Origin of the sequence: Actinomadura physcomitrii (genome assembly GCF_008923205.2) — a bacterium.
Lineage (GTDB): Bacteria > Actinomycetota > Actinomycetes > Streptosporangiales > Streptosporangiaceae > Spirillospora > Spirillospora physcomitrii.
On the sequence record NZ_WBMS02000015.1, the window covers coordinates 139,134 to 155,502 of the forward strand.

The 16,369-nt window shown below is 65.7% G+C and carries 11 protein-coding genes; 5 read left to right on the forward strand and 6 right to left on the reverse strand.

Features of this window, described 5'->3' with window-relative positions; genetic code table 11:
- Nucleotides 1-59: 59 nt before the first annotated feature.
- The 4 genes from F8568_RS20540 to F8568_RS20555 form a co-directional block, all read right to left on the reverse strand.
- Complete coding sequence (locus F8568_RS20540; protein WP_151595204.1) at nt 60-893, reverse strand: phosphoadenosine phosphosulfate reductase domain-containing protein; 834 nt, start codon at nt 891-893, stop codon at nt 60-62.
- Entirely contained in the window at nt 890-4,552 is a 3,663-nt protein-coding gene (locus F8568_RS20545; protein WP_151595205.1) for an ATP-binding protein, read from the reverse strand. The genes F8568_RS20540 and F8568_RS20545 overlap by 4 nt, the downstream gene beginning before the upstream one ends.
- Nucleotides 4,549-5,673 (reverse strand): DUF4007 family protein, encoded by a 1,125-nt coding sequence (locus tag F8568_RS20550; RefSeq protein WP_151595207.1) that lies wholly within the window; start codon nt 5,671-5,673, stop codon nt 4,549-4,551. Before F8568_RS20550 ends, F8568_RS20545 begins: the two co-directional genes overlap by 4 nt.
- Before the next feature lie 68 nt (nt 5,674-5,741).
- Complete coding sequence (locus tag F8568_RS20555; protein WP_151595209.1) at nt 5,742-6,914, reverse strand: cysteine desulfurase family protein; 1,173 nt, start codon at nt 6,912-6,914, stop codon at nt 5,742-5,744.
- Between the two features lie 310 nt (nt 6,915-7,224).
- On the opposite strand from F8568_RS20555, the gene F8568_RS20560 reads away from it, so the two are divergent.
- The 5 genes from F8568_RS20560 (at nt 7,225) to F8568_RS46900 (ending at nt 13,427) form a co-directional block, all read left to right on the forward strand.
- Nucleotides 7,225-8,958 carry a DEAD/DEAH box helicase gene (locus F8568_RS20560; protein WP_328600969.1) on the forward strand — a complete coding sequence of 578 codons (1,734 nt, stop codon included), beginning with the start codon at nt 7,225-7,227 and terminating at the stop codon, nt 8,956-8,958.
- Entirely contained in the window at nt 8,955-10,814 is a 1,860-nt protein-coding gene (locus F8568_RS20565) for an ATP-binding protein (RefSeq protein WP_151595210.1), read from the forward strand. The genes F8568_RS20560 and F8568_RS20565 overlap by 4 nt, the downstream gene beginning before the upstream one ends.
- Entirely contained in the window at nt 10,811-11,722 is a 912-nt protein-coding gene (locus tag F8568_RS20570) for a phospholipase D family protein (protein WP_151595211.1), read from the forward strand. The genes F8568_RS20565 and F8568_RS20570 overlap by 4 nt, the downstream gene beginning before the upstream one ends.
- A 142-nt stretch (nt 11,723-11,864) precedes the next feature.
- Complete coding sequence (locus tag F8568_RS20575; RefSeq protein ID WP_202125187.1) at nt 11,865-12,734, forward strand: adenine nucleotide alpha hydrolase family protein; 870 nt, start codon at nt 11,865-11,867, stop codon at nt 12,732-12,734.
- Nucleotides 12,735-12,977: 243 nt separating this feature from the next.
- A complete protein-coding gene (locus F8568_RS46900; RefSeq protein ID WP_202125188.1) occupies nt 12,978-13,427 on the forward strand; it encodes a transposase in 450 nt (149 codons plus the stop codon).
- A 1,546-nt stretch (nt 13,428-14,973) separates the two neighbouring features.
- Here F8568_RS46900 and F8568_RS20585 read toward each other — a convergent pair.
- The gene (locus F8568_RS20585) at nt 14,974-15,360 is read right to left on the reverse strand and encodes a hypothetical protein (RefSeq protein WP_151595213.1); all 387 of its coding nucleotides are present in this window, start codon (nt 15,358-15,360) and stop codon (nt 14,974-14,976) included.
- Nucleotides 15,361-15,894: 534 nt separating this feature from the next.
- Complete coding sequence (locus F8568_RS20590) at nt 15,895-16,362, reverse strand: NUDIX domain-containing protein (RefSeq protein ID WP_151595215.1); 468 nt, start codon at nt 16,360-16,362, stop codon at nt 15,895-15,897.
- Nucleotides 16,363-16,369 lie beyond the last annotated feature (7 nt).

Here is a 16,369-nt window from a genome sequence, read left to right on the forward strand (position 1 = left end):
ATCGCTTGGCGTTACGGGACAGCTTCTAGGAAGCGCTCCAGTCTCACGGGGTGTCCCGGTTACAGGTGGCAGACGGCGCAGCCAACCTGGTCGTCGTCTTCGTCGTGTGCGTCGGCGAGGATTTCGAGGAGCGGGCGGTTTGGTTTGATGCGGTTGGCGGCGCGTTGTAGCGCGGCCTGGTGCTTGGCTTCAATTTCTTCGCGGCGGGCGAGTAGTTCGTCGAGGGATTCGCCCTGGGACCAAGTGTACTTGCGGTCCTTCATGGCGGTCGCCTGGTAGTTCACCTTCTCCTCGTATGCGACAGCCTTCTCGAACAAGTCAGGGTGGCGTTCCTTGAGTCCGAGCCATTCGTGTTTGCGCTGGAAGAAGCAGAAGTAGCAGCCTGAGCGGGTGCGCCACTCGTAGTAGGCCGGCAGGCCGATGCCGGCCTCGTCCAAGATCCGATCGACGCCCTCGCGGTCGATGCCGTCTTCGCGGAAGGGGAAGACGGCCTTGATGTTGGGTTTGGTGCTGACGTAGCCGAGGCGGTTTTCGTCGGCGCGGATAGCGACGTAGGAGATGACGTCGTCGTCTCCTACCCACGCCTCCAGCGGCTTGATCTTGAGGTTCTTGGTGCACCAGCGCATCTGCGGGCTGGGGAGGGTGCCCTGGTACACCTCAAGCCAGTGATCGAAGTCACGGCTGGAGTTGAGACGCTCGATCGGCTTGCCAAGGGCTGCTTCGAGCCGGTTGAGGTACTCGTAGGTCTCGGGGAGCTCGGCGCCGGTGTCGCAGAAGAAGTACTCCATCTGCGGGACGCGGTCGCGCATGTAGATGGCCAGGGCTGATGAGTCCTTGCCTCCGGAGATGCCCAGCACGTGTCGTGTTGGGGCGGTGGTGTTGTCGGTGGTCACCGTTCCTTCTTTCCGAGGAGGGCGTGGTCGGGGCCCGATCTGGTGAGCCGCTCGGCAAGGGCGGCGAGCAAGATCCGTGATCCGCCGTGTCCGAGGTCCTTCTCAGCTTGCTCTATGACTCTGACAATCAGCTCGTCGGCGATCTTCCGGGATTCCTGGGGGACGTGCACGAGCAGGCGTTCTTCGGTGCCTTCGGGGCTGGTGAGGGTCAGCAGGTGAGTGTCGATCTGCCGTGGCGGGGAGTCTGAGGTCTCCTGCTCTGGCGGGCGGCCGGCGTTAGGAGCGTCGGCGGGCACGTCCGATGATCTCTGTGGCTGTGGGGGCTGTTGTTCCTGCTGCGCGGCGTACAGGTGACTGACGCGGTCGAAGCGGCGCGCCATCTCTTGGACGCGTCGTGGGAAGCTATCGACGTCTGCGTCGGTCCAGTCTCCGAGCGCTTTGTTGGTCAGCCGGATGATGATCGGGTCCAGCCAGTCTTCATCGGGCAGGGAGGTGTTCAGGACCCGCTTGACGAATCCCTCGAGTTCCACCTCCAGCGGCGCGTGGGCGAACCCGCGCAGGACCTCGCTGAGGCCCTCCCGCAGCTGCGGGAGTTCGCCGGAGATCCCGAAGGCCTGTCCGATCGTGGCGGTGATATCCGCCCGCAGCGCCCTGGTGGCGCCGGAGATCTCGTTGAGCGCGCCGGTCAGCTTCGCAACGTACGTCTGGGCTGTGGCCTTGTCTTGCGGTTCGGCCGGGGGGATGGGGTTCAGCCCGAGCGCTTGGGGGAGGCTGGTGAAGATCAGCTGCCCCGGGTCGTTGTCGGTGAGCAGCACCTGGCGGACCTGCTGAGCCTGCGGCGATAGCCGCTTGGTCTTGCGCGCGTATGGTGTCAGGACCATGATCTGTTCCAGTACGGCCCGGGTTACTGCCAGCAGCTTGGGGTTGCGGGCGGTGCGGGAACGCGGAACATCCACGGCCAGCGATGCGGCGAGCCCTTCCACCACCAGGCGGCCCTGCCCGGTGCCGACCGGCACGTGCTTGACCGCGAAGCGGTCGGGGCCGCTGTCAGCGATCAGCCGTTCGATGATCTCCGGAGTGAGGCGGGGGCAGTAGTTGCCTTCTTCGAACAGGGCGATGTCGGCGCCGCGGACGATGAGCGCGGTGGCCATGAGGATCGGCATGACGCCGGCCTTGACGCCATATGGGGGCGCCATGAGCCGGGAGTAGATGTCGACGATTGGGGTGTTTTGCGTCGCGCCGGTCAGCAGTTCCTCCAGCGCTTCCCATGCCGGGACGGTGTGCGGGTGTCGCTGGGGGTCGGGTCGGGATACGCCGTGGGTGGTGATGCTGTCAGCCTGGAGCCCGCCGCTGGTGTGATTGTCTGCGCGGTGGAGCCCCAGGTATTCCACCACCCCGTGGTACATCGCGCGTTCCTGGGTGTACCGGGCCGTGTCGTAGCCCAGCATGGGCAGCCCGGTCTTGGTGACCAGGTCGCTTAGCAGGACGCGGCGGGCGCGGGCGCCGTTGCTGGTGAGTTCGTGGCGGCCGGCCATCTCGTTGCGGATGTGCGGGGTGTGGAAGAACACCCGGTCGCAGGCCGCTGACGCCAGCGCGGCGAAGCTGCGTGCCTCTAGCGGCTCGCCGGCCTCGGTCTGGGTGTCTTCACCGCGCGGCCACAGGTACCAACTGGAGGCGGCGCTGCGCGGGTTGAACGCCTCATCGAGCCGGGCGCCGATGCTGTGGGAGATTTCGGCGATCCGTTCGGTGATCTCCCGGTCGGCGACCGGATCGATGTCGTCCTCGTGTCGCAGATCCTCTAGGGCCCGCAGGGTGATGCCCGCTTCCAGGATCTGCGCGGGGTCGCGAGTGATGCCGATCAGCACCGGTAGTGGTGAGTTGACCAGTGGCCGGTGGTCGGGGTCGCCGAGGTGGAAGACCACCATGCCATCGGCGGCGTCGCTGACCACGTCGGGGCCGTCGAGCTTGTCGGTCTGGAGGCTGATGGCGGTGCGGAAGTACCGCAGCATCCCGGTGTGCTGGGTGTGTGCTCCGGCGACCACCTCGGTGGGTAGCACGGCCCCGAGGTGGTCGCGGAGGTAGCTGACCACGTCGTTGGCGGTGACGCGGACGGCGATCTCCTTGACGCGGGCATCGATGTCGACGTCGGTGCCTTGCCAGACCCGGTACTCGTCGCTATAGGCGCGGTGGGTGAGGAATCCGGCGTCCGCAAGGTGCTGAAGGCGAGCCTTCAGGTCGGCGAACCGTTCGGGATCGGTGGTTTCGGCTGGGTCGTGCAGCGCGAACTGGATCATCGCGGGGGTGGCGCGGAGTACTCCATCGACGTCGATGAGGTTGAGGATGCCGATGGTTTTGAGGATATCTCGATCCTTGTGCGGCAGCCCGTGTGCCTCATTGATCCGGTTATCGACCTCGAGCCAGCGGCTGGCGTTGGTGGAGGCCAGGATGGTGGTGCGGCCGGAGGCGAAGAAGTAGTCATACAGTTGCGGCAACTGCACGGTGGAGGCCTGCTTGGGCGAGGCTGTTGAGTGCTCCTGTAGGGCGCGGCGGATGGTGTGAGGCTCGTCGTTGGTGAGAAAACCGATGAGGCTGCGGTCATGCTGCCCGATCTGGAAGGCCAGCAGCGGCGCTGCCACACTGGTCAGCGGATGCAGCGGATACAGGTGCTCGAACATCTCCGATGAGATGTGCACCACCGAGTTCAGGCCGTGGTTGGTCCAGGCATCGGCGGCAGCCCGCGCGTGAGCGTTGATGAGCTGCCGCCCGGCCTCGTCCACACCGCCGTGGTCGAGCCGCCGCTGCAGCAGGTGGACCGCGTCGCCGAGGTTAGGGGTGAAGGTGATGTCCTCGAACCGGCCCTGGACCTTGGCCCACTCCTTGGTCTGGATGCTGCTGGAGCGGGCCGCGTAGTCGCTGAACGCCAGATGCTGGAGGGTGAAGATGAACAGAGGCAGCCCGGAGTGCCCGGCCCCCTTCTCCGCCAGCATCTGGAGCAGGAACACATCGCTGTCGGCACCTGCCGAATCGCCGGAGGCTGCCAGGTACTCCAGGGACTTGCCGAACTCGTCGATGACCAGCAGCACCGGGCCGGCGGCGCACAACGCGGTGACCGCGTCCAGCAGGTGTTCGGTGCTGGGCACCTCCGACTCCGCGCACGCCTTCAAGGCCTTCGCGGCGCCAGGCAGGCGCCTGTTCTTCGGCTTGCGTTCCACGGCGGTCTTCAGAGCCCGGTGTACGGTGACGGCCAGCGGTTCTCGCCGCGCCGTGGTGACCGCACCGAGGAACCCCTCGGGGGCCAACGCGTCTCGCGCCTCAGCCAGGCGCGCCGCCAGGCTCGGGCTAGACGCCTGCACCGCCTCCAGCGCTTTGCTCCGGCGTTCAGCGTCGGTGCCCAGGAACGCATCCAGCAGATTCGCCAGCGTCGACTTGCCCGACCCGTAGGGGCCGGTGAACGACCAGGCGCGCGTCCGTTTCGGATCCGCGACCGCGTTGGTGACCCGATCCAGCACATCCAGTGCCCGGGCCCCCACGTAGGGGTCGTTGAGGTCGGGTTCGCGGACATCGCGTTCCAGGTTGGTGGAGCGTAGCTCCGACCCGATCAAGTGGATGCCCGCAGGCACCTGTGCCGAGAGTTCCGCATGGTCGCCGACCGTGCTCACGCCTTCTCCTCGATCAGTTCCATCGTCTCGGTCTGCTCAGCCTGCTGGTTCCGCTTGGGATGAGTACGAATCCCGAGCAGCCCAGGGAAGCGCTGCTCCCACTGCTCTGGGGTGGGGAAGCCGTCTTGGGCACGGATGTTGCCGTAGTGCTGGTCCAGGATGTTCCAGGCGAGCGCTTGTGGATGGCCGGCAAATTCCAGTGTCCGCTGTCCGAGTGAATCGGTGATCTGCAATGACTCATGCTCGGCGACCAGGTCTTCGATGACGGCGATGAGCTCCGGTTCCCGCATGCGGAACGCCCGGCCGGGTGCCCCGGGCTCGTTGGCCAACCGCGCCACCGAGATGGACTGGCCGCTGGCGAACTCCACGGCGTACTCCAGGCATGCATACAGCAGCACCGCGGGGGGCAGGTTGCCGCGCGGCCGGTTGGTGAACCGCCAGATACGGTCCTTGCCTCTGCCCTGTCCCTCCAGCAGCCCCAGTTCACGGAACGGGCTCATCAGCTGATCTTCGAAACTGCCGGGAGAGTTGGTGTGTACCTCCAGGTCCATCGCGTACATTTTGGTCAGGCAGTCCACATCCCGCTTGATCGATTCGGCGGCGGGCACGGAAGCCGTCGGGTAGCTCTCGTTCACGTGCCGGGTGATCAACGTGATCATCTCGGCGGCCGTGACTTTGGAGAACGGCGCCAGGTGGAACATCACATACCAGCTCGGCACCAGGCATTTGGCGCCGTCGGGGCCGGGCTCACGGGACAACAGCCACCAGTGCAACAGCCACAGGCTCCCGCTGTCCTCCAGATAGGGGTCAGCACCGCGCTCGCCCAGCAGCCATTCCGCCCGCCAGGTCGGGGAGGCGATGTAGGCCCGGTTCGACGGATCGGGGTGTGGGTGTTCGCGGGTGAGTTTGAACGCCTGCGTCCAGAATCGGATGGAGTGGACCATGTTCTTTCCGACGCCCAGCGTCACCGGGGCGGTGTCGCGGTGGAACAGATCACTGCCGGAGTCCCCGTCCTTCATGATCTCGCTGTGAGCCTTATGGAGCCAGCCGAACCGGGGAGCGAACGTCTCGTGCCGGGCGAACTTCGGCTCGGCCGCATCTGCGAGCCGACTGTCGGACATGGAATGGGGCCCTTTCGGTAGCTCAGGGGTTCGGTAGTTCAGGTGGACGCCGCGCGCAGGACGGTCGGCTAGGGCTCTGCTCCAGCAGCCAGGGCTGCGCGCACGTGCTCCACGGCACGGACCGTGGCGTCCACGGCGTGGCCGATGTCGTGTTTTGTGGTGGCAAAGCCAAACGAGTAGCGGACGGTGGCGTCGGCGTCGTCGCGGCTCAAACCCATGGCCAGCAGCACGTGACTCGGGGTCGGTGCTCCGGATGCGCAGGCGCTACCCTGCGAAGCGGCCACCTCCGGCATCGCGGCCAGTACCGCATCTGCCGGGGTGCCGGGGAAGGTGACGCTGGTGACGCCGGGCAACCGCTGCGCCCTCGCCCCGTTGATGCGGCAGCCGGGTACCCGCAGCTTCAACTCCGATTCCAAGAGCATGCGCAGCGCCCCAACCCGCTGCACCTCCTCGGCGAGATGGTGCTGTGCTGCCTGCGCGGCGGCACCGGTTCCCGCGATGCCGGGCACGTTCAACGTCCCGGCCCGCCAGCCGCGTTCCTGCCCTCCACCGGTCAGCAGCGGCCTGTAGGGCAGAGAGGCCCCCCGCCGGATGAACAACGCACCGACTCCCTGCGGGCCGCCGAACTTGTGTGCCGACAGTGACAGCAGGTCCACCTCAAGCTCGGCTAGGTCCAGTGGGACACGACCTACCTGCTGCGTCGCGTCGGTGTGCACCAGCGCCCCGGCCTCGTGCGCCAGCTTGATGATCGGCTTCAGATCGGTGAGCACCCCGGTCTCATTGTTGGCCGACATCACCGAGACGACCGACAGCTGCCGCCGCGCGCATACAAACCTCAGGGGATCCAGGTCGACGATGCCGTCGGCGTCCACGGGTAGTTCGACCAGCAGGTCCGGCCGGTCCGCCGTCAGGCTGCGAGCCGTCTCCAGCACTGCAGGGTGTTCCACAGCAGAGATCACCAGCACAGTGTCCGGGGTGTGGCAGGCGCGCAACGCCAGGTTGTTGGCTTCGGTGGCTCCGGAGGTAAAGATAAGCTCCCCCGGTGCACAGTTGAGCAGTGACGCGACTTGCCGTCGCCCCCGGTCCACACGTGCGGCTGCGTCCTGGCCCGCGTGGTGAAGGCTGGAGGCGTTACCTGCATGCTGGAACGCCTCCATGATCGCTTCGTGCGCCTCGCTGCGAAGCGGTGCCGTGGCGTTGTAGTCGAGGTAGACCGGCTCGCAACGCTGAGGTTCAGTCATCGTGACCCACTCCCTCGCCCCGTATCATGCTCTGCCTCGGCTGACTCCTGGCGCATCGTATCGCGCTCGGCTTCGAGGTCACCAGGAGTGCATCCGATCGTAGTGGCAGGCGGCCGACAACGGAGGCAGGGTTCGGCGACTGCCGCGCTTGGCGCGTCACCTGACACCAAGCGGAACTCCCGCTTGGCCGGACGGTTAAGGTCTTTCGAAGTTGTCGGAAGTTGGGCACGCACCTGCTCGTGCAGATGAATGGCAAGGAATGCCCCGTGATGTCGGTATGAGGGTCTAGGGTTGGCTGCACCACCCGCAGGTGAACGCGGGTGAACAGGGCCGTTGCAGCGAGAGCGGCATCATGGAAAGGCGGATTGTTGCACGTTGCGCTGAGGGAACTGTGCTCGCGGCCAAGCGTGCGCACAGGGAAGTCATGATCGATTCCCCTGGGATCGCCTTTCGTGCCGTCCTTGACGCTGCTCCGCTGCCCTATGTACGGCGTCTGCTCGGCGAGCATGTGTGTGAACTCCTGGAGTTGCTGCAGGGGAGCAATGCCGATCCTGCCTCTCTCCGGGCGGTCGCCGCCTCGGCTGTCTCACCCGAGCGGCTGGTGGCCGACCGCGATGAGCGCGTGGAACTGCTTGAGCTCCTGCCCGCGGACAAGCGTGAAGAACTGGCCGGGCGCCTTGGAGGCGCCGGGGCAGCCGAGCCCGCAGCGTTTCTGGCCGGCCTCGACTGGTCGCCTGAACACCGCCGTGTACTTCTGGGGTTCCTCGGTCTGGTCGTTGACCGCGTGCCCGAGCCTCCCGCCTCTTCGCTTGGCCGAGTTGGCCCGGCCTATGGCCTGTTTCCCTATCAGCGGACGGCTGCGCGCACGGTCCGCCGTCTGCTGTACTCGGGGGAACGGCGAACGGTCCTGCACCTGCCGACCGGAGGCGGCAAGACCCGTACCGCGATGAACGTGGTCTGCGACCACTTGCGGCAGCACGAACCCTCCGTCACGGTATGGCTTGCCAGGGGGCAGGAGCTTTTGGAGCAGGCAGCGCTGGAATTCGAACGCGCATGGGCGGCACTCGGCGACCGGGAAGTCACGGTCGTTCGGATGTGGGGCGATCATCCGACCAGCCTTGAGCCCATTTCCGACGGCATTGTGGTCCTCGGCCTCGACAAGGCTGGGGCAGCAGTCAAGGCCGACCCGGGCTTCTTGGACCGTCTGGCCCTTCGCACCACCCTGACGATCTTCGATGAGACCCACCAAGCCATCGCCCCCACCTACCGCCGGGTCGTGCAGGCGCTGAGCTTGCGCAGCGACTCCAGCCTGCTGGGGCTCACGGCAACACCTGGGCGCACCTGGGCCGACATCGCCGCCGATGAGCAACTCGCTGATCTGTTCGCCCGGCAGAAGGTGATGCTGGAGATCGACGGCTACGACAACCCCGTGACCGCCCTGATCGACCAGGGGTATCTCGCTCGCCCCACCTTCCGCACGGTGGCGGGAGAGTCCGGCATGAAACTCAGCGCCCAAGACCAGCGTGGCCTGGCGGCATCCTTCGACCTCCCAGAGGCGCTCGTTGCCCGACTTGCCGACAACGTTCAATGGAATCTGCAGGTCGTGCGCACGATACTCGATCTGAGTACCCGCCATAACCGCATCTTGGTGTTCGCCGCCTCGGTGGAACACAGCCGGATGATCACTGCGATCCTGTCCGTGCTCGGGGTCGATGCCGCACAAGTCACCGCCGAATCGCCAGCCCGCCACCGCGACAGGGTGATCAGCAGATTCAAGGGCCCCGGCACGCAGACGATGGTCCTGTCCAACTTCGGGGTTCTCACGACGGGCTTCGACGCACCGGCCGCGAGCGCGGCCGTCATCGCCCGCCCGACACGCTCCCTGGTGCTCTACAGCCAGATGGTCGGCCGTGTCATCCGCGGGCCAAGGGCCGGCGGCACCCCGACGTGCGAGGTGGTCACCGTCATCGACCCGTCGCTGCCCGGCTTCGGCGACGTGGCAGAAGCGTTCACTAACTGGGAAGACGTATGGGAGGCCCGGTGACATCCAAGTACTCGATCGTTACCTCTGACCTGACGGTTAAGGCACTGCAAGACAGCGGCTACAAGTCCACCGCGCATGCGATCGCCGAACTCATCGACAACGGCCTCGAGGCCAACGCCGACCTCGTCGAACTGTTCGTCGTCGAAGGAACGCAGCCCACCGCCGGGCGCGCCCGGCGCCGCGTGGAGACCATCGCCGTCCTTGACAACGGCGACGGGATGAGCGGGGAGACTCTCCGGCAGGCCCTGCGGTTTGGCGCCGGGACCCGCCGCCAGCGCAAAGGCATCGGTCGCTTCGGCGTCGGGCTGCCCAACTCCAGCATCTCCCAGGCTGACCGCGTGGATGTGTGGTCCTGGACCAACGGCCCGGAAAACGCGCTGCGCACCTACCTTGATCTCAAGGAGCTGCTCGACGGACTCGAAGAGGTGCCCGAGCCCGAGCCCGAACCGGTCCCGCAGGAATGGCAGCAGCTCGCCGAAGGGCTCGGCCCTTCGGGAACCCTGGTGCAGTGGACCAGGCTCGAACGCGTGCAGTGGCGCGGCGCGCGTACCACACTCAACAACACCGAGAAGCTGATCGGCCGGATCTACCGGCGGCTGCTGACCGAGGGCAAGCGGATTCGGCTGGTTCCCGTCGAGGGGTGGGCCGAACTCCCGGGCGGCCGCGACGCCCTCCCTAACGACCCCCTCTACCTCACCACGCCCAGCTCGACACCAGCGCCCTTCGGCACCAAGCCAATGTTCCGGCCCTACGGGGGAGGCAACACCGGCCAGATCGGTGTCGAACGGTTCATGGTCACGGGCGTTGATGGCGCCGACTACCCCGTCCTAGTGAGGGCCTCGGTGGCTGTGGACGCCGCCCGACTGCCCGACATCGCCGGCGAGGAGTGGCCCACAGAGATCAGCCCGACCGCCAACCCGGGCGACACCCCCTGGGGCAAGCACGCCGCCAAGAACCTGGGCATCTCTCTAATCCGAGCCGATCGCGAACTCGACCTTGACACCAGCTGGACCAACTCCTACGACCCCGTCGAACGCTGGTGGGGCATCGAGATCGACTTTCCCCCGCAGCTCGATGAGGTCTTCGGCGTCACAAACAACAAGCAGGCCGCCACGATCTTCTCCAGCCTATCCAGCTTCAACTGGCGTGATGAAGCCGCTGGCCTGACCTTCGAAGAATTCCGCGAACAGCTCCGGGAGGAAGGCGACCGAAGTCTCCCGCTGATCGAAATCGTCTACTACATTCGTGAAAAGCTTCTGGGAAACCTGCGGAGCCACCTGACAGATCAGACCCGGGGAACCCGGGCCAACCGCAAACGGCACGAAGAAGTCGAGGCAAAGGCAGAGCACGCGCTACAGCGCCGCAAGGAAGAAACCCAGCCGAGCTTCACCGACCAACTCGCGGAACATGCCACCGAGGAAGAAAGCCAGCAGCAGCAGTTCGACAGCCTGGTCAAGCTCCACAAATACAGCCCGGCCGACGCCGAGCGCATCATCGCCGAAACCAGGGCGAACAACAGACACATCCAGCTGCTGACCAGCCGGAACCCAGATTCACCCGCCTTCTTCAACGTCGAGTTCATCCCCGGCGTGCTGCAGGTCTCGCTCAACATGGACCACCCGGCCTACAACGACCTCGTCGCCGTCCTCGACCAGGACATCGAGGGCGCCAGCAAAGAGGAACTTGCCGACCGTCTGATCAACGCCGCCGATGCCTTCAAACTGGTCCTGCTGTCGTGGGCACGCTACGAGGACGAACAACCCGAAAGGCCCCGCGCGCGTGCCAGGCAGATGCGGCAGGACTGGGGCCGCATCGCCCGCGAGTTCCTGCACCCCGACGACGAGGACGACGAGTGACGCACGACCACATCTGGCAGCAGCTCCAAGGGCTGCTCCAGAGCGCGAGCCGCCGCGTCATCCTCATCGCGCCCTTCATCAAACAGGATGTATTCCAGGCGGCACTAGACACCATCCCCAGCCACGTCACCGACATCGACTGCGTCACCCGATGGTCGGTCGCCGAGATCGCCGCGGGAGTCTCCGACCCCGAAATCGCCGAGATCGCCGCCGACGACGATCGGACACACGTCCGGCTGTGTCACAACCTGCACGCGAAGCTGTACATCGCCGACGAACGCTGCCTTGTCGGCTCGGCCAACTTGACCGCGACAGCGACCGGACGCGTCACCGACGCCAACCTGGAACTGCTCCTCGAAACGGAGGCGAGCCACCCAGAAGTGCGCCGGGTATTGAACGCCATCGATAGTGACACTGTGTCAGCCACCCCTGAACTGGCCAAACTCCTGCGCGAGCAAGCCGAGCTCCTGAAAGCAGACCAGGAGGCGCCGCGCATCGTGATCCCCGGGCAAGGACCTCGCACAACGCGGTGGCTCCCCGAAACGCGACGCCCACAGCGCCTGTACCGGGTGTACTGCGGACGTCACCACACCATCGGACGAGACGTCCTCGCCGGAGTGTTGCGCGACCTCGCGCAACTCGACCTCCCACCCGGCCTCTCCGAGACGGAATTCGCCACGGCAGTTCGCGCGCGCCTGCGCGAACTGCCAGAAGTCCACAAACTCACCGACGCCGGCGCCCTCAGCCTCGCCGAAGCCACCGAAGAACTGACGGCAGACGGAACGTTCACACACGAGCAGGCCCAGCGCGCCGTGGAAAACCTCGGTGAATGGCTCCAACACTTCGACGAGGTCCATTTCGTGCCAACTGGGCCTTGGGAAATTCGACAAGGGAAGATAATCAAATGACCTCTGTCTGTCTATATACAGAGAACGATTCTCGGGGCTTGAGGTGGCGCGTGTGATTGTCCTTCCGGATGTCGAGGCCTCTGGATCACGCAGATAAAACCATGACTTGACGTGCGGAGCGGAGTCCTCCTAATTTCGCGCAATGTGCAGCGCGGACGGGAATGATGCAGCCAACAGGTCGCCAGTCAATTCGATGCAGGAGCCATCGCCGGGCATCCGGGCGGTCTCCTATGGGGGAGGGGTGCAGTCCACTGCGCTCCTAGTTCTTGCCGCGCACAAGAGGATCGACTTCCCGATCTTCTTGTTCGCCAACGTAGGCGACGACAGCGAACATCCTGACACGCTCGCCTACGTTAACGATATTGCGAGGCCGTATGCGCGGCAGAACGGCATCGAGTTGATCGAGGTCAAGCGTTGCCGCCGAGACGGCACATCCGAGACACTCTGGGAACGCCTCAACCAGAGGAACTCGCGTTCGATCCCGATTCCCGTCCGAATGGGGAACGGTGCTCCCGGGCGCAGATCCTGCACGTCAGACTTCAAGATCAAGGTGATCGGCAGGTGGCTCAAGCGGCATGGCGCAACAGCCGCATCCCCCGCTGCCGTCGGCATCGGAATCTCGCTCGATGAGATCCACCGAGCAAACAAACGTCGAAGTGAACCGCACGAGGTCATCGAATACCCCCTATTGCAACTCGGCCTCCGACGCGATGACTGCGCCCAGATCATCACCGACGCAGGCCTGCCTGTTCCGCGGAAGAGTGCATGCTTCTTCTGTCCACTGAAAACCGTAGGCGCATGGCGGGAGCAGCGGTACCGCGAACCTGATCTCTTTTGGAAATCGGTTCATCTCGAGGAAGTCCTGAATGAGCGACGAGCCATGCTCGGAAGGGACCCTGCCTATCTCACCCGCTATGGCGTCCCCCTCGACCAAGCCATAAAACCCGAGAACCCTGCCGCCTCGGACGAGATGCAAGACCCGGGTTGTGATTCCGGCTGGTGCATGACCTGACGTGCATGGAGACCGAATAACGGCATGAGGACCGCAACAAATTGCGGCTTGTCCTTCTACGCCCTCCAGTGCTCCAGGACAGGGGAGGCCCCGCGTCATCGCCTTGAGGCCCGAGGATGCTCGAAATGCTTGTTGTCAGCGGCGCTCACGCGCCCCTCTGCTTCAAGCTCAAGTGAGACACAAGGGGATGAAGTTCCCATACTGATATGAGCAGGGCGAGAACGGGTACCGAGCAGAGTGACGGTGACCAGCCACGACCTCCCGGCCTCCGACGGGCCACGAGCAGGCCGACCCAAGCGCCGCCACTTCAGCGCCGCCTACAAGCTGCGGGCGGTGGAGGAGTGCGACGCCGCCGAGAAGGGCGAAAAGGGCGCGTTGCTGCGCCGAGAAGGGCTGTATGACTCCAGCATTCAGCTGTGGCGTCGCCAGCGCGAGGCCGGGGAGTTGACCGAGTCGGGTCCGGCGACCGCGCCGCGTAAGAGCAAGTCGCCCGAGCAGGCCAAATTGGAGCGGTTGCGGAAGGAGAACGAGCGTCTGACCCGTCGATCGGAGCGGGCGGAGAAGAAACTGGCGCAGACCGAGGCCGCCTTGGACATGATGGGAAAAGGTTTCGCGCTCTTGGAGATGATGTCCGAGAGCGCGGACACCGAGAACTCGTTAGCACCTGCCGGCGGGAAACCTTCGACCTGCTGACTGGGCACCTTCCCATCACTATCTCCTGCACGTTGTCGGGTGCGCCGCTTTCCAGTTTCTACCGGCGCCGCAAGCCTGTGTCCAGCATCGTGGAGCGGGCGCCCCGGCCGACACGGCCCAACGCACTGTCTGAGACCGATCGGGAGGAATTGGTGGCCGTGCTCAACAGCGGCCGGTTCGTCGACAAGGCGCCCCGGCAGGTGTGGGCGACCTTGCTGGACGAGGGCGTCTACCTGGCGCCGGTATCGACGATGTACCGGGAGCTGCGGGCGCCTGACCAGGTCCGTGAGCGACGCGCCCACGCCGGCCACGAGGCCCGCAAAAGGCCCTACCTGGTCGCCCACGGCCGGAGTGACCGGGGGAACACCGACCGCGGAACGATCATGGAACCCGAGGCGGATCGGGGCCAAGCCACCACATCGATGAGGCACTCGAATTGGCCAGAAGGTCGTGAAGTGGAGCAAACGGACGGTCGGTGCGGTCGTCGGCTTGGCGGTAGGTGACGCGCGCTGAGAGCGCCGTTTGAGCTCGGCCCGCCAGGCGCGTCCTCCCGCCCGCTTCCAGGAGCTTGGCGCGGGCGGCGGGTTGTCCGGCGGCGAACGCTGATCGGTGGTGTCAACGACGCCGCATTCTTCAGCCGCCGTCGACAGGTGGAGGGCGTGGCGGTTTGACGGTGACCGCCCCGCTCGCTGCGAGTGGCTACCGGCTCAGATCCGGCGGCAATGCGGTCGATGCTTCGGATTTGCGAGATCATCTGCTGATGTAGTTGTGCAGGGCGGTGTTGCATGCGGCTTGGCGGGTGCTGTCATGTGGGAATCGGCGGCGACACTCGGTGCCAACCCACTTTGGCGTCCGGTGCTTGGGCTCGGGCCGAGACGAATGAGCGCGTCGGCGGCTGTGATGGACGGCATGGCTGGATGTGCTGTGTGTTCTTCTTGCTCTGGGCTGGTCCGACGTCCAGTGGTGCCGGGAAGCCGTTTCAGTTCGTGGCGGCCGACCCGCTGGGACGACGGTGGGCTGGTGAGGGCTGCTCGTGCGGGAGGACCGGTGCTGCTGGGAAGCCTTTCGATTCGGTGTGCTCGAAGGGCCGGGCGTCGCTGGTTGTGGTGCGGGTGTTTGAGGTGCCTGCGCCTGGGCGGCGGCGCTGGTGGGCCGCGCGTTTACGGTCGACGATCTGCCGAGTTCGAACGCTGTCACGGCGCCCGTGGCGATGATCGCGCCGGCGATGGCCGCAGCCGTCCGCTTTCGATTGCGAGTGCGGGACCGGCGGTGGCTGTTGCGGGGCTTGATGCGCCAGGGTTCGTCGGGCTCGGGCGGGATGCGTCCGCGGGATGCTGGCGGCAGATCGTTCAGCATCCTGCATGGGTACCGAAGCCCCCCGGTCGGCTGCGACAGGACGGGCTCGGCTGTGTGTTTTGTTGACTCGATCGGTACCCGTTCCTTGGGGAGTGACAGGTGAGAGACCCTGCCTCGGGCTGCAGATACCGGTCGGCGCGGCGCCGCTTGAGTCCTCGACGACCCTTGGAGGCGATGCTCTCGTCCTTCCTCAGCCCATCGCGTGGCGGCCGAGGTGTCCACGGGGTAGGGAGCACAGGTGGCCTGAGGCAGAGCTGCGGCTGCAAAACTCGGCGGAGAAGATGCGCGTGCGTTCCCTGTCCCAGGCGACCCAGAGGGTGAGCTCGCCGCTCTCGCCGCTCTCGCCGCTTTCCGCGCTGAAGGCGACGTGTTCGCCCGCGTGGTCGCGTTCGTGGCTGCACTGCAAGGTCGGCTCAGGACCGAGGTTGAGCCGGGTTCGACTGCGGCGCCAGGGCAGGCGGACCAACTCGGCGAGATCGGCGTCAGCGAGCTCGATCGACTCCTGGCATACGGATGTTTCGGCGTTCGAGGGATTAAGCGGGAACTCATCTGCGGCGATATCTGCGACAACCTTCATGGCCACTGATGATTCCGCTCCGGACAGCTCCACAGCTTGTCTAGCGAGTCGGCGGCGCGTCTGATCCATAACGTACAAAAAGTGACCAGAGCGGGCAGACGTCCAGGCGCGGCGGCAGAATGCGCGGCTGGCCCTCGAGGACGAGCGGGCCGCTGAGCGGGCCGCGGGCCAACGGACTGCAATGACCGCCCGGTGATGGAACATCCTCCTGAGCCCTGGCCCGAGCGCGCCGGTCAGTGGACCGGGCGTCTGCCGGAGCGGATCCGGAAGCTTCACACCGGTTCCGGCGCGACGTACGGATCGTCGCGAGTGCACGCCGAACTGCGTAGCCGAGGACATCCAAGAACCGGCAAGCGGGGTCGAGCGGTGACGTGCGAGCTTCGGATCGTTGATGCAGGGAGGGCATCGGAGCCTCCGGCGATGCGGGCCGGCTTCCTGCTGAGCTGGCCACACCTCGCTGATACTGGCGACGAGCTCACTCGCAGATCCGAGCGGAGGACGAAGCGCCACCTCTGACGCCGCGCTCGTTTGCCGTTACGGCTGTTCGCCGTGTTCGAGGTAGCGGGTGGTGGCGTCGTGGTGGGCGGCGTGGGCATGGACGAGGCGGCGGGCCAGGCGGGGGATCGTCAGGTCGTGGATCTGGATGATGTCGTGGAAGTGGTAGCCGACGAGTTCGACAGGGTCGAGGCGGATGGCGTTGAGATGGTCGGTGGTGAGGGTGCCGCCGTCGAATAGGAAGAGGATTTTGTCGCCTTCGGTGTCGTTGGGGGCCCAGTCGGCGACCAGGAGTCGGCCGATCGGTGGGCTGATGCCGAGTTCTTCGGCGACTTCGCGCGCTGCGGCTTGCCGGGGGGTTTCGCCGTCCTCGACGTAGCCGCCGGGGATGTCGCGGTAGTCCTTGTAGGAGGGGTCGACCAGCATGATGCGGTCGCGGTCGTCGAAGAACAGGACACCTGCCGCCGCGCGGGCGCGGGTGAAGCTCGCTGCCGGGTCATCGGTCACAGCAGTG

Excerpts from the sequence above, each read along its gene's own strand:
- F8568_RS20550 (WP_151595207.1), bottom strand. The coding sequence starts at position 5,673 with ATGTCCGACAGTCGGCTCGCAGATGCGGCCGAGCCGAAGTTCGCCCGG.
- F8568_RS20555 (WP_151595209.1), bottom strand. The coding sequence starts at position 6,914 with ATGACTGAACCTCAGCGTTGCGAGCCGGTCTACCTCGACTACAACGCC.
- F8568_RS20575 (WP_202125187.1), top strand. The coding sequence starts at position 11,865 with ATGTGCAGCGCGGACGGGAATGATGCAGCCAACAGGTCGCCAGTCAAT.
- F8568_RS20585 (WP_151595213.1), bottom strand. The coding sequence starts at position 15,360 with ATGAAGGTTGTCGCAGATATCGCCGCAGATGAGTTCCCGCTTAATCCC.